This is a genomic window from Roseivirga sp. UBA1976, from assembly GCF_002336325.1.
GTDB classification, from domain to species: Bacteria; Bacteroidota; Bacteroidia; order Cytophagales; family Cyclobacteriaceae; genus Roseivirga; species Roseivirga thermotolerans.
On the sequence record NZ_DDDQ01000069.1, the window covers coordinates 1 to 22,924 of the forward strand.

A 22,924-nucleotide genomic window follows, 5' to 3' on the forward strand; every position below is an offset into this window, starting at 1 on the left:
CCCTGAGGGAGACTATGATACCCTGGGAGGCTTTATTCTGTCCATTACAGAGAGTATTCCCGAGGTTCACGACATTATCCGGTTCGGCCGATTTGAGATAAAGATTGTCTCAATGGAAGATGCGCGAATAGACAACGTTTTGTTTATCCGTCATTTAGACGAAGAAGACTGATTCTTAGGGTGTTTTAGCCCATTTTTCCTTTGACTTTCGGGCATAATTCAATTATGTTTGCGCCTATTTAAATTTTAACTGATGGCAATAATCAATACGCTTCGCGAGAAGATGGGACGACTACTGGTAGTCGTAGTGGGAATTTCGATTTTAGCTTTTGTATTAACGGATTTAGCAAGTAATCAAAATCTTTTTGGAGGAGCCCGCATCGTTGGTGAAATTGATGGGGAAGAAATTACCCAGGAAGAGTTCTCCGCTATGGTAGAGAACGCCTTGCGTAGTTCGGGCTATCCTACCGGTAACCCTCAGTTGACTCAATACATGAGAGACCAGGTTTGGCAAAACCTGATTGCTCAAACAGGATATGCCAACAAACTGGAAGAATTGGGGCTGGAAATTGGAACCAACGAACGAGTGGACATGGTGCAGGGAAATAACCTTTCGCCAACCATGCAGCAGTTCTTCAATCAGGTTTTGGGTAGCACCGATGTAAATTCTATCAAAGACTTTTTAGGCAATATCAATATGTATGGCCCGGAGGCTCAGTTTTATTTTGCCAATGCCGAGCAACAAGCCATTGCCAATCGTAGAGTAGAGAAGTTTCAGAACTTACTATTCAAAACACAATATGTAACGCTGGCCGAAGCGCAGAGAGCCTACAGATCTCAGTTTGGTTTTGCTGAGGCCGACTACTTGAATGTACCATTCAGCAGTGTTTCTGACGATCAGATTGCAGCCGTAACCGACAGTGAAATCCGATCATATTTGAATGAACACGAAGAAGACTTTACGGTAGAAGAGTCGAGAGATGTGGAATACGTGTCCATTAGAGTTGTGCCTTCGGCTAAAGATTCAGCCATGTTCCAGGCTCAAATGCAAGAAATTAAGGCGGCTTTCGAAGATCCACAAACCAATGACTCTACCTATGCTATTAGCATGACAGAGCAAGGAATTGGGTTTACTACTTACGATCCAAGTGCATTGCCAATCGCTGTGGCCAACAACCTTGGAGCTTTAAACAAAGGAGATGTTATTGGCCCGGAACTTCAGAATGGTATTTACTCAATACACAAAGTATCTGACATTGTACCGACAAACGACCAGTTTGCAAGAGCAAGCCAAATTGTGTTCTATCTGCAGGGTAAAACACCATCAGAACAGTCTAACGTAAGACAAACCGCCAGAGAAGTATTGAGAAGAGTAAACTCAGGAGAGTCGTTTGAGCAACTTGCCAGAGAATATAGCGATGGCCCCTTTAGCACCAGCGGTGGAGACATTGGCTGGATTAAAAAAGGGGATTCAAGAATTGCCGATATCGAGAGCAATATATTTGGTGCCAGAAGAACAGGCGTAATCAACCAGCTGATTGAGAAAAACAATAAGATATACATTGTTAATGTAACGCAAACGCCTATTAGTAATCGCTATAAAGTGGCTACCGTCATAGTAGAAATGGTGCCAACGTATGAAACCAACAATGCAGCCTATCAGCGAATAGGAGAAATTTTGGCCAATGCCGACAATGCCGAAGAGTTGAGAGAGTATGCAGCCAACAATGGCTTATCTGTATTCCAGGGATCTAAAATTGGCAAAAATGCTACTTCAATTGGTCAGCTTACCAACGCTCGCAATATTGTAACCTGGCTTTATGGCGAAGCTTCAATGGGCGACATAAAAGATTTTGAGCTAGACAACGAGTATGTTGTGGCAGCCTACACCGGTAAAACTGAAGAAGGAGTGCAAGCTCTTGAGGCGGTTAGAGGTCAAATTACTACAATACTTAAAAATAAGAAGAAGGCAGAGTTCATTAAATCTAAACTGAATAGCCTTTCAGGTAGTGTAAGCGAAATGGCCACGGCCTATGGTCCGGAGGCACAGCTTTACGCCAAACAATCTATAAGACTAGAAGACATTTCGCTCGGCACTTTAGGAGCAGCTCCGGAGGCCATTGGTGCCCTGTTCGCGCTTCAGAATGCTGGTCAGAAAACAGCTCCTTACGTGGTAGAAGGACAAGGCGTGGTAGTGTTGGAACTAAAATCAAAATCTGAGGCTTCAGAGATTGGCGATTACACACAATATGAAAACGAACTGTTAAGGCAGGCCTTATTTAACCTGGAGCAAAATTTGCGAAGAGCCATTACCGAAAAACTAGAGGTAAAAGACGAACGATATAAGTTCTTCTAAGCTCGGAATCAAACGCTATGATATAAAGAGGCTTTTTGAAAGAGCCTCTTTTTTTATTTAACTTTTAGAGGAATAAAGACTATGGACACTCAAAAATTTACGACAAAGGAGTTTAAGGAAAAGCTGGAAGCTACCCACGATTTTCCCACTCTGTACATGTTTAAGTTTATAGTGCTGGAAGAAAAGAAAGAAGAAGTAAAAGCCTTATTCCCGCTCAACGATGTGGTATACAAACCTTCCAGTAAGGGTAAATACATGAGTGTTACTGCCAAAGTTATGGCACCATCCAGCGATTTCGTCATAGGGATCTATCAAAAGGCACATCAGATTCAGGGTATTATAGCACTCTAATGAAACACAAGGCTTTTTTACTAGGGCTCATGGTAGGTATTGTGGCCTGTTCCGGCTCCAAGAAAGAGCAACCCAAAGAGGCAAGCCCCCGGCCTGGGCAAGAGCAACTAGTATTAAAAAGCCTTGAACGCGAGTACATTGAGCCGGTATTTCCTGAAGACATGGCTCAGGAAAGAACCAACTGGCAAAACCCTGATATTGTCTTAAAGAGCTTCAGCAACCTGAGCGAAAAGACAGTGGCGGATGTTGGAGCAGGAGCAGGCTATTTTAGTTTTAAACTAGCTCAGGTAGCCCAAAAAGTGATTGCACTCGATATTGACCCAAAGGCGCTAGACTATATTCGGGAGCAAAAACAAATAGTGGGCAACTGGGCCGATAATATTGAACCCCGCCTTACCCCTCCCGATGTACCCAACCTTTTGGTAAACGAAGCCGATGCGGTATTGGTGGTAAATACCTTTTGCTTTATCCCTAACCAGCAACAGTACTTTGAGCGATTGCGCAATGGACTTAAGCCGGAGGGCGAGTTGGTAATTGTAGATTTTAAAAAGGGAAACATTCCTGTGGGGCCGGCTGATGAAATGAAGATGGATGCCCGTACGGTTCGTTCCATTCTTAGAAAGGCCGGTTATAAAAGAATTTCAATCGATGAGAGGAGTTTGGAATACCAGTACATTATAAAAGCCAATAACTGAGCCGTTGTTTAAACGGCCATGAACCTAAAGAATAGAAAGACTATGTGGACCGAGAAAGATAATAAGCTGACCAAAACTTTTGAGTTTGAGAACTTTACTCAAGCCTTTGGTTTTATGTGCAAAGTGGCCATAGAAGCAGAAAAAATGAACCACCATCCCAATTGGTCGAACGTGTGGAATAAAGTGAGTTTTGAACTCACTACCCACGATGCCGGTAATACGGTAACGGAGAAAGATCGTAAATTGGCTGAAATCATAGACCAACTGGCCTAATGCCCGAGAAAATCAGCCTTTATCTTGTGCCCACTCCCATTGGTAATCTTGAAGATATTACCCTAAGGGCCATTAGGGTATTGAACGATGTGGATGTGATTTTGGCCGAAGATACCAGGACATCAGGGAAGCTTCTAAAGCACCACAACATTAGCAAGCCACTGCAGAGTTATCATATTTTTAATGAGCACCAGGCAGTAGCCCGGTTAGTTGAGCGAATGAATGCCGGAGAAACCTTTGCGCTTATTTCCGATGCAGGTACTCCCTCCATCTCCGATCCCGGGTTTTTGCTGGTTAGAGAGGCAATAGCCGCTGGCTTAGAAGTAAACTGCCTGCCGGGAGCCACGGCCTTTGTGCCGGCACTGGTAAACTCCGGTTTACCTTCCGATAAGTTTGTGTTTGAAGGCTTTCTGCCTCATAAAAAAGGGCGTCAGACACGGTTAAAAGCATTGGCGGGGGAAGAAAGAACCATTATTCTTTATGAGTCGCCACATCGATTAGTTAAGTCGTTAGAACAACTCAAAGAGTTTTTGGGAGATCGTAAAGCCTCCGTTTCCAGAGAAATATCTAAAATGTTTGAAGAAACCGTGAGAGGCACCTTGTCTGAGCTTATTGAGCACTTTAATAAAAACGGAGTGAAAGGAGAATTTGTGGTGGTGATTGAAGGCTGTCACTAGCGGCCAGAGCCAATCTGCTTCTCATACAGTTTATTAATTTTTTCTTTGGCTCTCAGTAGCCTCATTTTGGCTGCACTTTCCGAAATATTTAGTGTAGTAATTATGGTTTGCAAAGGCTGTTTTTCCTTGTACTTCAGCAAAAGCAGCAGTTTTTCTTCAGGAGTTATTTGTTCGAGCAGTAGCTCCAGAGCATTGTGCAACGACTCCTTATCTACCTCTTCAGCCTCAATTACATCCTCCAGCTCGGTCGAAAGCTTATCGGATATCACCTGGTGCATATTCTTTTTCTTCTTGCGGAGGTAGTCGACACAGGTATGGTAAATAATGGTATAAAGCCAAGTCTTGAATTTAGCCTCCGAACGAAAGCTCTTTAACTGCATAAATACCTTAATGAACACCTCTTGGCTTAGATCTTCGGCTTCGTCATCGCTCTTCACATAACTACGGCATTTTTTCACCACATAATCATGGTACCTATCGGCCAAAATGGAGAAATACCGCTGAGGCCCACCTTCTTGGAGAAACCTTACCAGTTCCTCATCAGTAAAGGCCGGTTTGATATTTCCTTTGAAAATTTTTTCCGATGACATGTGACTTTGACTTTGGCGCGCGTCTAACAAACACTAAAGTATAAAGAAGATGCTGCTTTTTGAAAAAGCCATGTTGGATATTAACATGCTTCCGCAACCCAACGATGTAACCTGCGGGCCCACCAGCTTGCAGGCTGTCTATCAGTTTTACGGAGACAACATCTCGCTAAGCCAGGTAATATCGCAGGTAAAGCAGTTGAAATCAGGAGGTACCCTGGCCGTGAATCTTGGTAATCATGCCCTTAAAAGAGGCTATGAGGCCACCATTTATACCTACAATTTGCAAATCTTTGACCCCTCGTGGTTCAATGGAGAGGAAGAAGTAGACCTGGTGAATAAGCTGGCTATGCAATGCCATTATAAACCCCAGCGAAAAATTCGGTTTGCTTCTTCTGCCTATCAGAAATTTTTGCGACTTGGAGGTAAAATTAAGTTTCAAGACCTTACACCAGACCTGATCAAATCCTATCTTTTTCAGAACCAGCCCATTCTCACTGGCCTTAGTGCCACTTATTTGTACCAAAGCCCCAGAGAAATAGGCGATTTTAAAATAGAATATGATGACCTCAGGGGCCTTCCCACCGGACACTTTGTGGTGGTGAGTGGTATTACCCCCGATGAAAACATTGTGTCTATTGCCGATCCGTTAAAGAATAACCCATTGGCCAACGGACATTATTACGAAGTAGATATTCACCGATTAATCAACTCAATTATGCTGGGTATGGTAACCTACGATGCCAACCTACTGATTATTAGACCTAAACAATGAACAAACTAATTGTTATTGAAAAACCACATAAGTGGCAGTTGGATATTCCCAACGTTGACCTTGTTTCTGCGCAAGACTACCTCTCTGATGCAGCCGGTCAAATGGGAAAAAATACAAAAGTAATCAACCTATGTAAGTCCTATCAATACCAAAGCGTTGGCTATTACGTATCGCTTTTGGCCGAAGCCAGAGGACATAAGGTACTGCCGGAGGTTTCTACCATACAGGACTTTCGCTTTCCTTCAATGATAAAAGACGATGCTCAGGATTTTGATGCCGTCATTCAGAAATGTTTGGGCAGCAGTTCAGAAACCAAGCTGGAATTCAAAATATATTTTGGATATACCGAGGAATTGGCCAACTCCAGCTTGGGCATGCTGCTGTTCAACCTATTTCAATCACCCATATTAAAAGCCTCTTTTATAAAGCGGGATAAGTGGACCCTGGAAAGCCTTAAACCGCTGAACATATACGACCTGAGCAACGATGAACGTATAAAACTGCAGTCGTTTCTAGGGCTGTTCATGAGCAATAAAAAGGTGGTAAGAAAGAACCACCAACGCAGAAAGTTCGACCTGGCCATACTTGTGAACCCGGACGACCCTAACCCTCCTTCCAACCCAAAGGCACTTCAAAAATTTGTGAAAGCAGCCGAAGAAGTGGGCTTTAACACCGAAATTATTACCAAAAACGACTATGGTAAGATTACACAGTTCGATGCCCTCTTTATTCGGGAAACAACCAATGTAAACAACCACACTTTTCGGTTGGCTAAGAAAGCCCAGTCTGAGGGGCTGGTGGTCATTGACGATCCACAGTCTATTATGCGATGTACCAACAAGGTATACCTCAATGAACTCATGAGAAGCTACGGCATTAACACTCCCAAAGCAGCCATAGTATCTAAAGAAAATCCTTTTGCTGCGGTAGAGCGAATAGGCTTTCCCTTTATTCTAAAAGAACCGGATGGTGCTTTTTCTAAGGGAGTAAAAAAAGTGCAGAGCGAAGAAGAGCTCAACGAGTTGCTCAAGGGTTTCTTTAAAGGCTCTGAGTTGCTCATTGCCCAGGAGTTTATGCCCACACCCTTCGACTGGCGTGTGGGAGTGTTCAACGGACAGGCCTTGTATGTATGTAAATACTTTATGGCTCGTAACCATTGGCAAATCATCGATTGGAAGAAAAGCGGAAAAGCACAAGAGGGCAAATCGGAGACCTACGCCATAGCAGATGTGCCCAAAGCACTGATTAGCACGGCCCTTAAAGCCACAAAGCTGATTGGCAACGGGCTCTATGGGGTAGATATTAAGGAAGTAAATAAAAAATTCTATGTAATTGAGGTGAATGATAACCCTAACCTCGATGCGGGAATTGAAGATAAGATATTAAAAAACAGACTCTACGAAACCATTATGGAGACCATGATGGACAGGGTCAAAATAAAACAATAATATGGAAGACAATCGCCTCCATTTGTTCCAGGCTTTTGGTATTGAGCTGGAATACATGATTGTAGACATTGAGACGCTCGATGTAAAACCAATTGCCGATGAGGTGCTTAAATCGTTGGCCGGTGAAATTACCAATGAAATCACATTTGGAAGCGTAACCTGGTCTAACGAGCTGGCACTACACGTTATTGAGCTTAAATGCTCGGCTCCAACAGGCAATTTGCAGCAACTGGCGGTCGATTTCGAAGAAGCCGTTCAGCAAATGAATAGTGCTCTGGCACAATTCAATGCACAGTTAATGCCTTCTGCCGCGCACCCATGGATGAACCCTGAGACAGAAACCGTTCGTTGGCCACACGATAATGCAGAAATTTACGCTACCTACGATCGCATATTTAACTGTAAGGGGCACGGATGGAGCAACCTGCAAAGCATGCACATAAACCTTCCTTTTGCTAATGACGAAGAGTTTGGCAGACTGCACGCGGCCATACGCACACTGTTGCCAATAATGCCCGCCCTGTCGGCTAGTTCGCCCATTCTGGATGGTAAAGACACCGGTTTTTGGGACAAGCGATTGGATTATTATCGCAAAAATCAAAAGGCAGTGCCTGTGCTTACAGGACAGGTAATTCCTGAACCGGTTTTTACACAAAATGAATACCAAGCACAGATTTTTGATCGCATAGCTCGTGATATTAAAATGCATGATCAGGAAGGAATTTTAGAGCCTATTTGGCTGAACTCCAGGGGTGCTATTGCACGGTTCGACAGGGGAGCTATAGAAATTAGAATACTCGATGTGCAAGAGTGCCCCAAAGCCGATTTGGCCATTGCCTCCCTCATTATTCATGCTCTCAAACTACTTACCGAAGAGCACCTGATGAGCCTGGAACAACAACAGAAATTTAAGACCGAAGCACTGGCCACCCTGTTCAACCAGGTGATTAAACATGGAGAACACAGTCTTATACAAGATGCTGCCTACCTCAAGGTCTTTGGTCTTAATGCCGTTACGGAAATGACAGCCACTGAACTATGGCAATACATTAAGCGAAAGGTAGATAGGAGGTATCCTGAAGCACTGAGTTATTGGCAGTCCGAAATTGAATTGCTATTTGATGAGGGGACCCTCTCTACTCGTGTACTCAATGCACTAGAGGCCAACCTGGAGCACGATAACCTTAAAATGGTGTACTCGGAGTTGTGTGATTGTTTGGAAAGTAATCAAATGCTAAGGGAATGTCTGGAAGAAGCTTTTTAATGACCTGCGAACATGCAGGCAACTATGTGCCGGCAAATTATCGCTACTTGTTTTTAGGCCATGAGGCCATTTTAGAAACACACAGAGGGTACGATCTGGGAGCGGGGCCCCTGGCCGAATATTTGGCCGATACATTAAAGCTACCTCTCTACGTGAACATGATCACCCGGTTGTTGGTAGACTCCAATCGTTCCAAGTTCAATCCGGAGCTGTATTCGGAGTTTAGTCGTAGTCTAGACCCCGTGGTAAAGAAGTTTTTACTCAAAAAGTACTATACCGCTTACCGACAGCAGGTGTATGATTGGATTAAAGAGCACGCCCGAAAAACCGATTCGGTAGTTCATATTTCCATGCACTCATTTACCCCCGTTCTTAAAGGAGAAACCCGTAAGGCCGATATTGGTATTCTATACGATGATAACAGAGAACCGGAGGCTCGCATAGCTCGCCAGTTGGTGGCCGATCTGCAGCTTAATGCTCCACAGTTTGTAACCATGCACAACTATCCGTATTTGGGCACAGCCGATGGGTTTACCACCTACCTGCGCAAAGAGTTTAGACCTAAAAACTATTCGGGAATAGAAATTGAGGTGAACCAAAAATACCACAACCGACCGGAAATGGAAGATATAAAAAAGGCTCTACAAGGAGCTCTGAAGTCGGTTATGAGCGAAGAAACCGCCCTGTGTTAGTAGTTAGCAGGGGTCAGTCGGGCTAAGTAAAATATTCAGCCATAGCATTATTGGCGGGGTAAGAGTAGAGGCTTAGGTGCACTTGTATTTCTTAGGAGCAGCCTTTTTACATAGACACCAATTGTTTAGAAAGAGAAGGATTTGGTTTTATTGCTTAGGGGGCAGGCCTCATCATATTATCAAAAGTCCTTCTTTTCCGGAATAGGCAAGCCCTATATTTGTGTATTAATCGCCTACCTATGCAGAGACTACTTCAAGACGTAATTGTTTTGGTGAAGGACACCGGAGACTTTATTCGCGAAGAATCGCACAAGTTCGATCATTCAAAAATTGAATATAAAGGCACAAACGATCTTGTTTCTTATGTAGATAAAGAGGCAGAAATGCGATTGGTAAAGGGCCTGTCAGAAATATTGCCGGGCAGTGGATTTATTGCCGAAGAGGGTACTTCTTCTAGAAGATCGGATAGTTACAACTGGATTATAGACCCGCTAGACGGAACTACAAATTTTGCCCACGGTTTGCCGGTGTATGCCATTTCTGTGGCTCTAGTGAAGCGGGGAGAGCTGGCTCTGGGAGTGGTGTATGAACTGAATAGAGATGAGTGCTTCCATGCTTCTAAAGGCGAAGGTGCTTTTTTAAATCATATGCCCATTAGGGTTTCACCGGTAAAAACGCTCGACAAGTCTCTGCTAGCCACAGGTTTTCCTTACTACGACTTCGAAAAAATGAGTAGTTACCTCTCCATTCTCAACGAGTTTATGCAAACTACCCATGGTTTAAGGCGTATGGGAAGTGCGGCAGTAGACCTTGCCTATACCGCTTGCGGACGCTTTGAAGGGTTCTTTGAATACAACCTCAACGCCTGGGATGTAGCCGCAGGAGCTTTGTTGGTGCAGGAGGCCGGAGGAACGGTAACGGACTTTAAAGGGGGGAATAACTTTTTGATGGGTCGGGAAATTGTGGCTGGTAATGCAACCCAACAAGAAATGCTAAGACTTATTCAGAAACACTGGAAGTGATCCACAACCTAATAAAAATAGTAATACGGAATATGGTTAGAAGCCTTCACCAACCTTTGCCGGTACAGGTAGCAGGGAGCAATCTAACACCGGTTGCTTTACGCAAACTTTGCCGAAGGGCGGTTGATTAGAAAACGCATTGAATAGAGCTACTTAATCAACTATAACTTTTCAGCTTTCAGACCGATTCGCGAACTTTGTCTCCGCAATCGCAGTTCACTAAGCAATGCAGGAAATTATTATTGGCATATTATTCTTAGCGGCCCTTTTCTTCATGGGCAGAAAGGTGTACAGGCAATATAAGGCCAAAGATAGCTGTGCTACGGGCTGCGAAAAATGCTCTCCATCTTCCAATAAAAACTTTAAGCTACCCGAGCATCTAAAAAACTAGTTTGCTTGTGGGTACAAAATTCAAATTTAATCGATAGAGTAATCTATGGATGAAGCACGGAGGGCCGGCTTTAAGCGTTTCATCAAGCCCATACTTTAGTTCCTTCAGAACAATTACGGCACATTTCAATTTCACTTCTGGACCTAATGAGCTTTTGCCTGAAAGACCTGTAAGCCTCGCTTCTCCAGACTTCTTTGAACGGTTGTTCTTTCGTTTCGCCCAACTGATAGTGCGCATCTTTATCGAAACAACAAGGCACCACCTTACCGTCCCAGGTAATCACGCAAGAGTGCCACATTTTCCAGCAATGATTAACCAGCTTATTTTTAATGGTCCATTTTCCGTCTGGGAGCTGTTGGTAGCGACTATACTTTTCTTGTGTGGGAATAAGTTCAGAGCCATTTTCATAATCGTAAATCTGAGCGGTTTTAAAGGCCACTTCGTTTACCCCCAGTTTGTCGGCCAGAGCTCTTACTTCGTTCAGCTGGTGCTCGTTAGGCTTTACCACCAGGTATTGAAAGATGATATGTGGAGTTCTTGATTTGAGCTTCTTTTTCCACTGCACAACGTTTTTGGTGCCATCAATTACCTTTTGCAGTTTGCCTCCAACGCGGTATTGTTCGTAGGTCTCCTGCGTAGTACCATCAATCGAGATAATTAGCCGATCCAGGCCGGAGGCCACGGTTTCCCGGGCCACCGGGTCGGTCAGATAATGAGCGTTGGTAGAGGTGGCCGTGTATATACCCTTTTTACGGGCATATTTTACTTGATCCAGAAAATTAGGATTCAGGTAGGGTTCACCCTGAAAATAGAATATGAGATAACTGAGCCTTGGAGCCAACTCATCAATAACTGATTGGTAGGTTTCATTGGCCAGCATACCGGTGGGGCGCGTAAAATTTCTTAAGCCACTAGGACACTCCGGACACCGAAGGTTACACGATGTGGTTGGCTCCAGGGCAATACTGGTGGGCATGCCCCAGTGAATAGGTTTTTTGAAAAGTTTAGATACAAAGTAGCTACTCACCAACTGCACCATGTTCCAAACCCTCAGTGGTGTGAGTTTGGAAAAATAGTTGAGCCCATCGTGCCAGTTACGATTCATGTGTTCAAGTTAGGGGGCCAGGTAAACGGAACAAAATTACTGACGATATTTGCCGTATTAATGGTGAAAAGAAATAGTTTTAATCTATGAAGCTCAACCTGATACTCTGTGGTCTGCTTGTTTGTTTCTCCCTTGCGGCACAATATCCTACACTGTCGCAAGAATCTGAGGTAAGTCTTATTACCATTGGCCCCGGACCTAACTTGGTAGACTGTTTTGGCCATAGTGCCTTTAGGGTGCAAGACCCCGCACTCAATATGGATAGAGCCTATAACTACGGTGTGTACGATTCGGACGAAGACCAGTTCATTATGAAATTCGTTACCGGTTCGGCCGATTATATGGTGGATGCCCGGCCGTTCGATCAGTTTTTTAGAAGTTACAAGGCGCAAAATCGTTGGGTAACTGAGCAAGTACTCAACCTTACCCTGGAAGAAAAGCAGGCTATTTTTGAGTACCTTGAGAACAACAGCTTGCCTCAAAACAAATACTACCGATACGATCAGTTTTATGATAATTGCGCCACCAAGCTGCGCGATATTCCCAAGGAGGTGTTGGGCGATAAACTGGTGTTTAGTGGAGCGCATATAAAAGGAAAGGTTACTCTGCGCGATTTGGTTGATGAGAATGCGTATAACCACCCCTGGTGGGATTTGGGGATAGATATAGCTCTGGGAAATCTTATTGACAGAGAGTCTACTGTTGAAGACTTAATGTATCAGCCAGACTATGTCCTTTCGGCTTATGCCCATGCTACTATTGAGCGCGAAGGGCAAAGTGTTCCGGCTATTAAAGCTACTAATGAACTGTTTACCTCCGATTTTCACGAAAAACCCAAAGAAGTACTCAGCCCAACCCTTACCCTTTCGGTTGTGGCCCTAATCTTCATGATCTTTACGGTACGCGATTACATGACCAAAAGGCGTTCCCGGTGGATTGACTTTGTTCTCTTTTTTGTAACCGGATTGGTAGGCTTAATGCTGGTATTGCTTTGGGTAGCCACACACCATACTACCACCGTGAACAACCTGAATATTCTCTGGGCTTTTGCGCCCAACCTGGTAGTGGCCTTTCTTCTGCTTAAGGCCAAACCCAAACCTTGGCTAATGGTGTATGTGCGCTTTTTGGTAATACTGCTCATTGCCATGACTATGGTGTGGATTACCAGGTTGCAGGTATACAACACCGCCATGATTCCCCTGATGTTAATGCTCGGGTTTCGCTATGTATTCCTTTGGCAAAAAGGGCTTGGAGGCACAAGAAAAAGGGCTTTTTAACTCATTTTTTAAGCCCTTTAATTACGATTTCTTCTTGAATGAGCACGTCACGCATAAAGAGATTTCGGTTGATTTCTTTGAGACCGAGTTCTTTGAAAACTTTGATAATGTTTCGCAATGTTTTGGCCTCAATTAAGGAAAGGTTTAGCTCAAAATCATCCCGACAATCATTAATGAATTCATCGGTAAAAGTTGGTGCAATTAGGAGTGTTTTAATAACTGTATATCCGTAGCTCTGTACTAGCTTTTTATAAGATTTTATTTGCCTTGATACTGAGCTAAACTTGTTGTAGTTGTCCTTACTCGTTTTACACTCTATTAAAATAATGTTGTTGTCTCCCAGATTGATAAGGATATCTACCTTGTCTTTTTTAGTGTTTATTGATTGCTTGAGAGAATGGTCGACTTTAAAGCCTAAGGTTGTTAGAATGTTGGAAGTAACATCTTCGAACATTAAACCAAGGTCAGCCTCTTTAACCTGTATTCCGTTCTCCTTTAAAGTATTCAGATCTCTACATGCAATAAGGTGATAGTTTTCAATATAGAGGCTTTCTATATCTTTATATGATTCTAAAATATTTGAAATCTCATCACCTCTTTTCGAAATTCCCTTAGTCTCGCAAAAAGCATATAGAGATTCTTTTGAAAGTAAGTCGAGCAAATCTCGGGGCTTTATATTATAATCTACCAAGTACTGAGCTTGTAAAACATTATCCTCACTCAATTCAAACTCGTCTTTCACTAGCTTATTAAATCCTTTTATGGTCGTTCCTAAGTCTGATAGAAGAGAATCAAAACCCTCAAGGGAAATTCCTAGTTGTTCCTCTCGGTCTAACGCATTAAAGTGGGCAATTACCAGATCGACTTTTTGCTCTATGGTACTGCCTCCAAAACCTTTAATTCCGACTTTATCAGCAATTGTGTTGATTACTTTTTTGCGTTCTGTTAAGGTAGATCCGGCTTTATGAATATCGAATATTAAGGTGTCTTCAAGTTTAACTCCGGTCTTGATAATGTCTTTGATTTTTTGTTCTCTTGACGAAGCTTTGTCTATATTGTGATTCTTGAGAATCTGATGAATTTGTGAATCAAGGAGGGTGTTGAGTATTCTTCGGAAATGTTTATCAGCGATACTTTTTCCTCTCACTTTTCTTAAAACTCTTACCACCTCATCGGCAACATAAACCTTGTTGCTTTTTTGAGAATAGAAAACAACCCCTTTATTCCTCAGTTCATCGATTATTTCCTGTACCTCCTTAACATTAATAGGAAGGATTAAGTAGTTGATTAACCTTATTTCCTCTTGAGAAAGATTAAGCTGACTAGAAAGTGTGTGTAAGATTGACTGTTCATCACCAGTAATTTTCGAATCAAGATTGTTGTCTATGTCGTTGCGGTAAGCTGTTTCTAAACAGGACTTGTATATTTTATAATCCCTTATCCTGCTTTCTTCAACAGTTTTGTCTTGACCGGAAATAACATTAGAGAGCTGTTTTATTTTTTGCTTAAGGGTTTTGATTTCTTTGGTATATAGGGTGTAGAACCATTCTCGGGTCATTATACCGTTGCCGTCTCGAATAATAATATCTATGAGTATATCAAACTGAGAGTTGGTCTCTAGAAATTCAGAATGAAGGTGGTGTTCAAAGTCTGTTTCTAGTTGCTGAAAAACCTCCGAAACCAACAGACTATCCAGGTTTTTGAGCTCACCATCACTGGCTAGAAGGATCTTTTCAATATTGTTCCTGTTAGGGGATACTGGTATTAGCTCATTGATTATTTTTAGAAAGGGGTTTTTTTCACGAAAATTCAGCCGTTCGATTATTTCATGTAGGCGCATGTTTAATAGGTTGATTTATGACAATGAACCTAATTTAATATTTTTCTAAAAAATCTTATCAAAAGTATATTTAAAGTGCCTTAAATCGAATGGCGACACCACCGCCACGGGCCATTTTAAGCAATAGCGTATCTCCTTTTTGCACCTTTTGAGTTTCAATGGTATAGGCCGATGGATTGGTTTCAAAATCGGCATTGTCAGCATCGCGGTAAATTTGGGCTTCATAGTGCACTCCATTCTGCAAAAAACTCAGGGGTATATTCAGCTTACGGGCATTTTCATCGGTAATACCTCCTAAGTACCAGTCGTAGCTATTTTTACCCAGTCGGGCAATTACTACATACTCCCCTATTTCGGCCGCCACAACTTTACTGGCATCCCAGTCTGTAGGAACATCTTTAATAAACTGAAAAGCGGGGTGTCCTTCATAGTGTTCAATAAGGTCGGAAGCCATTTGTACCGGGCTATAAACCACCACATATTCAGCCAGCTGGTAGGCCAGGGTTGTAGGCACAGAGGCCCCTTCCTTGTACTCGTTTAAATTGAGTTTAAAGAGGCCGGGCGTATAGTCTATGGGGCCACCAAGCATACGGGTAAAAGGTACTATGGTGAGATGCTCAGGAGGATTGCCGCCACCCCAGGGAGAGTTAAATTCTGAACCTCTCAGGCCTTCCCGGGCTACCATATTAGGGTAGGTTCTTCGGATGCCCGTAGCTTTTATGGGTTCATGGGCAATAATCATAACTTCCGATTGAGCTGCTTTGGCCAAAACTTTCCGATAGTGATTGACCATCCACTGGCCATGGTGGTATTCTCCTTCAGGAATTATAGGCCCAACGTAGCCGGTTTTCACGGCATGGATACCAAGCTCTTTCATTAGAGAGTAGGCGGTGTCTAGCTGTTGTTCGTAAGTTCTTGGGACTGCTGAGGTTTCATGATGCATTATGAGACTCACTCCTTTCTGTTGTGCATAGTTTGCCACTTCGCGCAGGTTATAATCGGGATAAGGCGTTACAAAATCGAATACTCCTTCCCGATCAGGAAAGCCAATCCAACGTTCCCAGCCAGTGTTCCAGCCTTCAACCAATACCCCATCAAAGCCGTGTTTGGCGGCAAAGTCTATGTATTTCTTCGCTTTGGCCGTAGTAGCCCCATGCTTACCGCTGGCATAGTCCCAGCTGGAAGTTTGCAGGTGCATTTCCCACCATATTCCAATATACTTGCCGGGTTTAATCCAGTCCGTTTGGCTCAACTTGTTTGGCTCGTTAAGGTTTAAAATGAGCTTTGACTCTAACAGATCCCCGGCCGTTTGGCCCACCTGAATGGTTCGCCAGGGGGTTCTAAATGGGGTTGTCACCCGGGCCTTCCAGCCATTGAGAGTAGAGGGCACCAATGAGCTGGTTAGGGTTCGCTTATCTTCCTCTATCCGTAGTGTCATGTCGGGGTAGTTGGTAAGTGCAGCTTCGTGAATGCTGATGTGCAAGCCTTTCTCTGTTTTCATGGTGAAAGGTGTATTTACAGCATGTTTTTCCATTATGGTTGTTGCGGCCAACAGGCTTCCATCTACCAATGAAGAGTCTATTTCGCTTACTCGTGTGGTTTGGTATAGGTATTCGTAGCTGTCATAGTCGGCCGGAATCCACCAGGCCGTATGATCTCCGGTTAAACGAAACTGACTGTATTCATTGTCTACAATAAGTTCTTCGGTGCCCGGTTGGTTTGGGAATTCGTAGCGAAAGCCAATACCATCATCGAACAATCGAAACTGAATATTAAGCAGTAGGCCATCGGTGTGTTGCAAGTGAAGAGTATAGCTGCGGTGGCGGTCATGTACCACACCGTCTTCTCCCCAAAGAGGGTACCAAAGCTCGTTCTTGCCTGTGCTGTCTATAGAAAGAAGTTTGAGCCCTTTGCCAATGAATCCGTGTTCTCGCAGCTCCAAACCAAGGGTAGACTCAAGAATAACGGGTTGGCTGTTGAAGTTCATGGTATAGGCCAATTGGTTACTATCCGTTTCAAAAACTCTGACTTTAACTTTGCCATCGGGTGAGGAAAACGTTTGGTTGATTTTTTCGGACTGGCAAGAAACCATCAACAGCCCTAATAGTGTATAAGCCAGGTACTTCATAACTCAACTTTTGCCGAAAGTTAAGAAGCAGATGGGTTGAAAACACGCTCCTAATTAATCCTTAACAATTTGATCAACCGCCTCGCGGATCAGATCCGATTCAAAGCCCCGACCATAAAGATACTGTGATAGTTTGCCCTTTTTTATATACTCCGAATGGCCTGAAAGCTGCTGATATTTCTTTTGGGCCTGGCCGATTAGGGCTTGCCAGTACTCCTCGGGATCTATCTCCTCCAATCCTTTTTTTATGCAGTAGTCAGATAGTTTATGTGGTTTAAGTTGCTGAAGAATTTTTTGTCGCCCCCATTTTTTCATACGGAATTTGCCTCCAATAAAGGCTTTGGCAAAGCGCTCTTCATTAATAAACCCTTCCACAATGAGTTCTGTGAGCACTTCTTCTACATCTTGTTGGTGTAAACCATAGCTGTATAGTTTGTCTCTGACTTCTTGTTGCGAACGCTCCTGATAGGCACAAAAGTCGGCAGCCTTTAGTTTGGCTGTTTTTCGATCATATGTTTTGCCTGGTTTGGAGTTTTCGTAATCAAGCATATTCTAAATGACAGTACAGAAGGATGCAAATTAAAAAGCACCGCGAAATAGCCAAGAGGGCGTTTGCTTCGCGGTGCCTGATATGGATTTGGTCAATTAACCCAAATCGAATTTTATACCCTGAGCAAGTGGCAGTTTATCCGTGTAGTTAATGGTATTGGTTTGTCTGCGCATGTATCCTTTCCAGGCATCTGAGCCGGACTCGCGACCACCGCCAGTTTCTTTCTCACCTCCAAAGGCTCCTCCAATTTCTGCTCCTGAAGTACCAATGTTCACATTGGCGATGCCACAATCGGAACCTGAGGCCGACAGGAATTGATAGGCTTCTCTTACACTGTTGGTCATAATGGCCGAAGAGAGCCCTTGTTTTACACCGTTTTGTATAGCCAGGGCATCGTTTACATCGCCTGAATACTTAATGAGATAAAGTATAGGGGCGAAGGTTTCTTCCTGAACAGTAGCGTAATGGTTTTCCGCCTCCACAATGCATGGTTTTACATAACATCCGCTTTCATATCCAGAACCTTGCAGTACTCCTCCTTCAACCAATATGCGACCTCCTTCTTTTTGAACGGCCTCAATGGCATTGGTATAGTTCTTCACTGCATCAGTGTCTATGAGTGGCCCCACATGGTTGTTTTCATCTAATGGATTGCCAATTTTAAGTTGCTTGTAGGCATTTACGAGAGCGTCTTTCACCTTGTCGTAGATTGACTCGTGAATAATGAGCCTTCGGGTTGAAGTACAGCGCTGCCCGGCTGTGCCCACCGCGCCAAATACACTACCGATAATGGTCATCTTCAGGTCGGCTTCAGGGGTTACAATGATGGCGTTGTTTCCTCCCAACTCGAGAATGGATTTGCCCAATCGGGCAGCCACTGTCTGACCCACAATTTTCCCCATACGAATAGAGCCAGTGGCCGAAACAAGTGGAACTCTTTCGTCTTTGGTCATGTATTCACCTACCTGATAATCGCCATTAATCATGCACGAAATACCCTCAGGCATTTGGTTGTCTTTAAGTACTTCGGCAATCAGATTTTGACAGGCCACGGCACAAAGCGGAGTTTTTTCAGAGGGTTTCCAGATACACACATCGCCACAAACCCAGGCCAGGGCAGTGTTCCAGGACCAAACAGCCACCGGGAAGTTAAATGCAGAAATAATACCCACTACTCCAAGTGGGTGCCATTGCTCTTGCATGTGGTGTCCCGGACGCTCAGATTTAATGGTAAGGCCATGTAACTGTCGGGAAAGACCCACGGCAAAATCACAAATATCTATCATTTCCTGAACCTCACCCAGACCCTCTTGGTAAGACTTGCCCATTTCGAAAGAAACCAGCTTGCCCAAATCGGCTTTGTGTTTTCTCAACTTTTCACCAAACTGTCTTACTATTTCTCCACGAGCCGGTGCGGTTACTTCTCTCCAGTCTAAAAAGGCTTTTTGAGCGGTGGCAACTACCTGGTCATATTCTTCACGGGTGGTAGTACTTACCGATCCTATATACTGCCCGTTTACCGGTGAGAAAGATTTGAGTTCTCCACTTTTGCCCGAGCTTTTAGATCCTGTAGAAGTACCATTATTATTAGTGCTTACGCCAAGGTTTTTCAATGCGCTATCAATACCAAAATTCTCCATTTCTGTTTCTCTCTATTGGTTACTAGCCCATAATTACAAGTATTTTCAGAGGCGTCCAAAATTTTGAGGCTTGGAATGGGGCACTTCTATTTGAACTTTGGTATTACAGAAAAGGCTGAGAGAGTTTACAGTAAGAAAGGCATGTTCAAAAGAGACAGAAATAGAAGGGCTGCTCCAGAAAAACACTGAGTCTGCCCGTAATGCGCAGGCCCGTGAGCTTCTAAAGCAGCCCTTTATGGAAGTACTTATTTACCAGTTAATTCTGTAGTAGTCTTTGTATCCGTTGGGGTATTTGCCCATTACGTAGAAGTCTCGGGTTTTTGCATCGAGCAGTTCCTGAAAATCCGAGAGGCCTTTAATGTCTACATCGCCTACCTTAGTAATTACAAAGCCTTCTTTTATTCCGGCTTCTTTCCAGGCTCCTTCTCCCATTTCTACCAACTGTACTCCTCCTTCAATTTTGAGTCGTGTTTTTATGTTTTCGTTGATATCGATAAACGTGGAGCCCTCGATTTTGTAGCTAAGGGTAACTTCTTCGGGCACCCCGGCAATAAACTCATCTTTCTTTCTGAGTTTGAGCTTGGTTTCTTTAAGCTTACCGTCTCGTTTGTACTTGACAAGAATCTCATCTCCTGGTCTTTTTCTGGCTACCAACTCCTGAAGCTCGCTGGTTGTTCTTACCGTTCGGTCGTCAATGCCCACTATTACATCATCAATTTTAATACCTGCTCGCTCGGCTGCGCCTCCGGGACTCACCCCGCTAATGAGTACTCCGGACAATTCGTTGGTAAAGCGACCATCGGCATCAGTTATTTGAACACCTAGCAGGCCTCTTTGCACTTTGCCAAATTCAAGCAAATCGTCCATTACTTTTTTTACCAGAATGGAAGGCACGGCAAAAGAATACCCATTAAAGGTGCCGGTATTAGTAGCAATAGCTGTATTAATGCCAATTAGCTCCCCATCTAAATTAACCAAAGCTCCGCCACTATTGCCTCTGTTTACCACAGCATCGGTTTGAATAAAAGACTCAATGCCGTAGTTGTTTACTTGTCCACTTTGAATAAGATTAATATTTCTGGCTTTAGCACTCACAATTCCTGCGGTTACGGTATTGTTTAGGTCGAAGGGGTTTCCTACAGCCAAAACCCATTCACCAATTTCTACCTGGTCGGAATTGCCAAATTCTACATGAGGAAGATTTTTGGCATCTATTTTTATAAGTGCGAGGTCAGTGTCAGGGTCTACGCCTATAAGTTCTGCGTCAATTCTTCTGTTGTCGTCCAGGCGAACTTCCAGCTCATCGGCATCTTCAACCACATGGTAGTTGGTGGCTATGTAGCCATCGGCCGAAATAAGTACTCCGGAACCGGTAGATTGTCTTGCTCGTCTTTCTCTTCCAAATAACCTGGACCATGAACTTGAGTTTCTCGAAGAAATAGAGGTATTGGTAATGTGAACTACGGCCGGTACAGCTTTACGCGAGGCTTTAATGAAGTTGATGCCTTCAGGCACCACATAGTCTTTTCTAACCGGATTTATTTCGCCCAAAGAGGTAGAAACGGCAGCGCTACCGGAAATGGAGGTCTCGCTACTACCGTCAGAGCCGTTAAACAAACTGAGGCCTAAGAGTACAATTAACCCTCCCAAAAGAGAGGAGGCCAGAATACCCAGAAAAAACTGTCGCTTCGAAATCATGATTGCCAAATATCGGTTGTCACATCTAAACGTGATTCAAAAACCTAGTGTTTTAATTTATTCAAAATTAAGCGGTTATTAACCGGATTTAACAACTATCAACAAAAAGAGGCCACCAAATTGGTGGCCCATAATCAACCTCAACAACACAAACTACTTCACACTAATTTTGCTGGCTAGTTTTTTGGTCTCATCCTTTGGGATAATGAGGCTCAAAATGCCATTTTCATAAGTTGCTTCTATTTTGTCGCTCTGAATATTGTCCGGTAACTGGAAAGATTTCTTAAATGTGCCATACTCTGTTTGTATGGAATAGAAGTTTTTCTCGCTTTGCTTCTTCTCAAACTTGCGCTCACCGCTTATGGTAAGCAGTCCGTCATTCAGGTCAATGTTGAAATCTTTCTTGTCGAAACCCGGAACGGCTACTTCTATTTCGAAGGCCTTTTCGGTTTCGGCAATATCAGTTCGCGGATTAAATGTAGTTGCTACATTGTCAAAAGATTCATTAAAGAATCTGTCGAAAAACTTGTCCATTGTGCTGGGCACAAACCAATCGGAGTTTCTTCTTACTAGGTTCATATCTTCAGTTTTTTTTGTTTTCATAATCATTTGCCCTGCTATATGTGAAAATTGTACCAAGGCAAGTTTTCGAATATTTTTAAGACATTATGTCTGTTTTTTATCTAATCGAAGCATAATTGAAGACATAATGACAGTATTTGGTCGAATAAATCAACTATGAGATGAGTAATTGATTGCATATTTTAGGCATTTTAACTCCCTATGGAATCGAACAGAAAACAGCTGCTAAGAGCGCTTGGACCGGGCATTTTGTTTGCCAGCACCTGTATAGGTGTTTCTCATTTGGTGCAGTCTACCCGGGCCGGAGCCGATTACGGCTTTCAACTACTTATTTTTATTGTACTTGCCAATTTGTTTAAATATCCCTTCTTTGAATTTGGCAGTCGCTATGCAGGGGCCACAAAAAAAAGTATTCTGGAAGGGTACAAACAAGAGGGGAGTTGGGTGTTGTGGGTTTATTTCTTGCTGAGTCTGGCTTCAATGTTTACGGTTACTGCTGCCGTTACATTTGTTACGGCAGGAATGCTTAACAACCTAATGGGTTGGAGCTTAGATCCTACCTTGGTTTCGGGCCTTATTTTGGTTTTTTGTACGCTGGTGTTGGCTATAGGAAGATATAGTCTGCTGGACAGCCTGCTCAAGGTTATTGGTTCTGTGCTGCTTATTTCTACTCTTACAGCCTTTTTTGGGGTGTTGTTCAAAGGCCCTATCGAACCTGTAGCAGGCTTCGTTCCTAAGGAGCTTATGGAACGGGAAGGTGTCATTTTCCTCATTGCCCTAATGGGGTGGATGCCCACGGCTGTGGATCTTTCTACCTGGAATAGCCTTTGGGCCGTAGAGCGAATGAAGCAAACCGGCTACCAAACCAAAATGCGCGAAGTACTTTTCGATTTTAACTTTGGTTACATTGTCACGGCCGTGCTGGCTCTTTGTTTTCTAACTCTGGGAGCGTTTGTTATGTATGGGTCAGGTACTGAGCTATCTAGCAATAGCACCGTGTTTTCCGATCAGGTAGTGAAGTTATATACGAATGCATTGGGTGGTTGGGCTTATCTTATAATTGCTATAGCCGCGTTTTCAACCATGTTTAGTACTACTATTACCGTGGTCGATGGCTTCGGAAGAGCTATGGGAGAGACTCTTCGGCTGCTTTTCTTTAAAACTACAGCCATTAGAACCCTTTACACAATTATGATGGTATTGGTGGCAGCTATTTCATTCTTGTTCATTCTTGTACTCTCCTCCAACCTAAAGGATCTGGTAGATTTGGCCACTACACTATCGTTTGTCATCGCGCCTGTATTTGCTTTTATCAACTATAAGGTGATCATGTCCGATCAGATTGAACAAGCCTACAAACCCAAAGGGTGGCTCAAAGTGCTGGCAATTTGCGGCCTGATTTTCCTTACTCTTTTCGCAATTATTTATCTGGCTGTATATTTTGAGCTGATTTCCCTCTGATTTTTTTGAAAATCTGCTCAAAGCTTTTGGTTTATATTTTCGCATCTGCTAATATTGCACACCCATTCGCAAGATGAGCGAATGAAATACAAAATTCCTCCTTAGCTCAGTT

22 protein-coding genes are annotated in these 22,924 nt (G+C 43.3%); 14 read left to right on the forward strand and 8 right to left on the reverse strand.

The annotated features are described in order from the left end of the window. The 6 genes from B3763_RS19040 to rsmI all read left to right on the forward strand — a co-directional run. A partial coding sequence (locus B3763_RS19040) for a transporter associated domain-containing protein (RefSeq protein WP_414707131.1) occupies positions 1-172 on the forward strand: 172 nt, incomplete at its 5' end. 81 nt (positions 173-253) lie between these two features. Further along, positions 254-2,356: a peptidylprolyl isomerase gene (locus B3763_RS07045; RefSeq protein ID WP_189628940.1), complete on the forward strand. Its 2,103-nt coding sequence runs from the start codon at positions 254-256 to the stop codon at positions 2,354-2,356. Between the two features lie 81 nt (positions 2,357-2,437). Next, the gene (locus B3763_RS07050; RefSeq protein ID WP_189628941.1) at positions 2,438-2,707 is read left to right on the forward strand and encodes a DUF493 family protein; all 270 of its coding nucleotides are present in this window, start codon (positions 2,438-2,440) and stop codon (positions 2,705-2,707) included. After that, positions 2,707-3,402: a class I SAM-dependent methyltransferase gene (locus B3763_RS07055; RefSeq protein ID WP_189628942.1), complete on the forward strand. Its 696-nt coding sequence runs from the start codon at positions 2,707-2,709 to the stop codon at positions 3,400-3,402. The genes B3763_RS07050 and B3763_RS07055 overlap by 1 nt, the downstream gene beginning before the upstream one ends. 42 nt (positions 3,403-3,444) lie before the next feature. Continuing rightward, entirely contained in the window at positions 3,445-3,675 is a 231-nt protein-coding gene (locus B3763_RS07060; RefSeq protein ID WP_189629289.1) for a 4a-hydroxytetrahydrobiopterin dehydratase, read from the forward strand. After that, positions 3,675-4,352, forward strand: a complete 678-nt coding sequence (rsmI, locus tag B3763_RS07065) for a 16S rRNA (cytidine(1402)-2'-O)-methyltransferase (RefSeq protein WP_189628943.1) — start codon at positions 3,675-3,677, stop codon at positions 4,350-4,352. Before B3763_RS07060 ends, rsmI begins: the two co-directional genes overlap by 1 nt. Here rsmI and B3763_RS07070 read toward each other — a convergent pair. Further along, positions 4,349-4,942 (reverse strand): RNA polymerase sigma factor, encoded by a 594-nt coding sequence (locus B3763_RS07070; protein WP_189628944.1) that lies wholly within the window; start codon positions 4,940-4,942, stop codon positions 4,349-4,351. The genes rsmI and B3763_RS07070 overlap by 4 nt on opposite strands. 49 nt (positions 4,943-4,991) lie before the next feature. Between B3763_RS07070 and B3763_RS07075 the strand changes: the two genes are divergently transcribed. From B3763_RS07075 to B3763_RS19045, 6 genes are all read left to right on the forward strand, one after another. Beyond that, positions 4,992-5,714 (forward strand): C39 family peptidase, encoded by a 723-nt coding sequence (locus B3763_RS07075; RefSeq protein ID WP_189628945.1) that lies wholly within the window; start codon positions 4,992-4,994, stop codon positions 5,712-5,714. Beyond that, positions 5,711-7,162, forward strand: a complete 1,452-nt coding sequence (locus B3763_RS07080; RefSeq protein WP_189628946.1) for a RimK family protein — start codon at positions 5,711-5,713, stop codon at positions 7,160-7,162. Before B3763_RS07075 ends, B3763_RS07080 begins: the two co-directional genes overlap by 4 nt. A gap of 1 nt (position 7,163) precedes the next feature. Next, positions 7,164-8,426: a carboxylate-amine ligase gene (locus B3763_RS07085; RefSeq protein WP_286745164.1), complete on the forward strand. Its 1,263-nt coding sequence runs from the start codon at positions 7,164-7,166 to the stop codon at positions 8,424-8,426. Further along, on the forward strand, positions 8,405-9,118 hold the full coding sequence (locus tag B3763_RS07090; protein WP_286745165.1) for an N-formylglutamate amidohydrolase: 714 nt from the start codon (positions 8,405-8,407) through the stop codon (positions 9,116-9,118). The genes B3763_RS07085 and B3763_RS07090 overlap by 22 nt, the downstream gene beginning before the upstream one ends. 239 nt (positions 9,119-9,357) lie before the next feature. Next, on the forward strand, positions 9,358-10,140 hold the full coding sequence (locus tag B3763_RS07095) for an inositol monophosphatase family protein (protein WP_189628949.1): 783 nt from the start codon (positions 9,358-9,360) through the stop codon (positions 10,138-10,140). Between the two features lie 226 nt (positions 10,141-10,366). Beyond that, on the forward strand, positions 10,367-10,531 hold the full coding sequence (locus B3763_RS19045; protein ID WP_286755356.1) for a FeoB-associated Cys-rich membrane protein: 165 nt from the start codon (positions 10,367-10,369) through the stop codon (positions 10,529-10,531). Positions 10,532-10,613: 82 nt separating this feature from the next. On the opposite strand, the gene B3763_RS07100 is transcribed toward B3763_RS19045, so the two are convergent. Beyond that, positions 10,614-11,636: a radical SAM/SPASM domain-containing protein gene (locus tag B3763_RS07100; RefSeq protein WP_286745166.1), complete on the reverse strand. Its 1,023-nt coding sequence runs from the start codon at positions 11,634-11,636 to the stop codon at positions 10,614-10,616. Positions 11,637-11,722: 86 nt separating this feature from the next. On the opposite strand from B3763_RS07100, the gene B3763_RS07105 reads away from it, so the two are divergent. After that, complete coding sequence (locus B3763_RS07105) at positions 11,723-12,913, forward strand: DUF4105 domain-containing protein (protein WP_286745168.1); 1,191 nt, start codon at positions 11,723-11,725, stop codon at positions 12,911-12,913. A 1-nt stretch (position 12,914) separates the two neighbouring features. On the opposite strand, the gene B3763_RS07110 is transcribed toward B3763_RS07105, so the two are convergent. The 6 genes from B3763_RS07110 to B3763_RS07135 all read right to left on the reverse strand — a co-directional run bounded on the left by B3763_RS07110 (position 12,915) and on the right by B3763_RS07135 (position 21,348). After that, on the reverse strand, positions 12,915-14,471 hold the full coding sequence (locus B3763_RS07110) for a hypothetical protein (protein ID WP_286745170.1): 1,557 nt from the start codon (positions 14,469-14,471) through the stop codon (positions 12,915-12,917). A gap of 352 nt (positions 14,472-14,823) precedes the next feature. Next, positions 14,824-16,881, reverse strand: a complete 2,058-nt coding sequence (locus B3763_RS07115) for a glycoside hydrolase family 97 protein (protein ID WP_286745172.1) — start codon at positions 16,879-16,881, stop codon at positions 14,824-14,826. A 54-nt stretch (positions 16,882-16,935) separates the two neighbouring features. Further along, positions 16,936-17,430, reverse strand: a complete 495-nt coding sequence (locus B3763_RS07120; RefSeq protein WP_189628954.1) for a regulatory protein RecX — start codon at positions 17,428-17,430, stop codon at positions 16,936-16,938. Positions 17,431-17,526: 96 nt separating this feature from the next. Next, on the reverse strand, positions 17,527-19,071 hold the full coding sequence (locus B3763_RS07125) for an aldehyde dehydrogenase family protein (protein ID WP_286745174.1): 1,545 nt from the start codon (positions 19,069-19,071) through the stop codon (positions 17,527-17,529). A gap of 249 nt (positions 19,072-19,320) precedes the next feature. Beyond that, positions 19,321-20,769, reverse strand: coding sequence for a S1C family serine protease (locus tag B3763_RS07130; RefSeq protein ID WP_308440957.1), 1,449 nt, complete (start codon positions 20,767-20,769; stop codon positions 19,321-19,323). 153 nt (positions 20,770-20,922) lie between these two features. Continuing rightward, entirely contained in the window at positions 20,923-21,348 is a 426-nt protein-coding gene (locus B3763_RS07135; RefSeq protein WP_189628956.1) for an Hsp20/alpha crystallin family protein, read from the reverse strand. A gap of 204 nt (positions 21,349-21,552) precedes the next feature. On the opposite strand from B3763_RS07135, the gene B3763_RS07140 reads away from it, so the two are divergent. Then, entirely contained in the window at positions 21,553-22,812 is a 1,260-nt protein-coding gene (locus tag B3763_RS07140; protein WP_286745176.1) for an NRAMP family divalent metal transporter, read from the forward strand. Positions 22,813-22,924 lie beyond the last annotated feature (112 nt).